Origin of the sequence: Piscirickettsia salmonis LF-89 = ATCC VR-1361, assembly GCF_000297215.2 — a bacterium.
Classification (GTDB): domain Bacteria; phylum Pseudomonadota; class Gammaproteobacteria; order Piscirickettsiales; family Piscirickettsiaceae; genus Piscirickettsia; species Piscirickettsia salmonis.
The window spans coordinates 1-1,013 of the sequence record NZ_AMFF02000121.1 but is presented as its reverse complement, the minus strand read 5'-3'; the positions used below and the strand labels follow the sequence as shown (position 1 = coordinate 1,013).

Below are 1,013 nucleotides of genomic sequence, written 5' to 3'. Positions count from 1 at the left end.
CATGGCTCGCAGCGAGTGTTGAGGCTCACTCATCTCAGTTATTAGATGCTCCTCGCTCTAATTTTATTTACGATCTTCGGCGACAAACTGATAAAGCTAACTCAACAGCAGAACTCTCCGCTATTTTAACCGACCTTCATAGTGATGAAACCCTATTTAAAGACTATTTTTTCGATCCGGCACATACTCCTTTTCGTACGGCGCTCAAAGACTGCCTAGTCGCTTGTAGCCAAGCACGAATATTAGAAGAAAAAATGGATAAACGTGAGCTAAATAATATAGAGGATCTGCGCGATCAGGCACTCAGATTATTAAGCGATGTTAATAACATTTCTCGATATGAAAGTGAAAATGAAAGTAAAAATAAAGCTTTTTCTACTTTGCTTGGTATAATTACTCCACAAGTCCATCAAGTTCAATCAGCAGAAGAGCTCTTCGCTACTTTAGCTAAACTTGAGAGCAATGAGACTTCTAAAGACTACTTTTCAGACCCTAATCATAGCGACCTTAATACAGAATTATATAATTGTTTACAAGCCTCTGTCGATTTAAAAAATCTAAATTTCAATTATGTTCGCAACAGAGTTCTTAAACTTCTAGATAATGTTAATAAACATGAAAATAATCAAACAACACCCTCAAATGGTGAGCAGACCACACTGCTTAAAAACGTTTACGCTCAAATCACTAAGTCTCAATCAGAAAGAGGGCTTATTTGCGCTCTAAATAACCTCCAAGAAGCTCAAACATTTCAAAATTACTTTTCTAATCCGAAAAATTACTACTTTAAAGCAGAGTTAAAATACTGGCGGGCGAGATGTAACCAAATAGAAATACTAGAAGAACAGCAAGCATTGAAAGATACTGATAAAAAAAAGCAACTGTTAAGCGATATAGAGACCATTATCGTAAACCAAGTTCGAGGATACGGATTTGATTTAGGAATCGGCGGTAGCGAACACAGCATTAGACTATCAGAACGTGAATCTTTTCAAGTATAGCGCTCAACGAAT

1 protein-coding gene is annotated in these 1,013 nt (G+C 36.7%); it reads left to right on the top strand.

Going from position 1 to position 1,013, the window contains the following annotated elements; translation table 11 throughout:
• Window positions 1-1,001: hypothetical protein (locus tag C200_RS15820; RefSeq protein ID WP_033923774.1), on the top strand; the 1,001-nt coding region annotated here is incomplete at its 5' end.
• Between the last annotated feature and the right edge of the window lie 12 nt (window positions 1,002-1,013).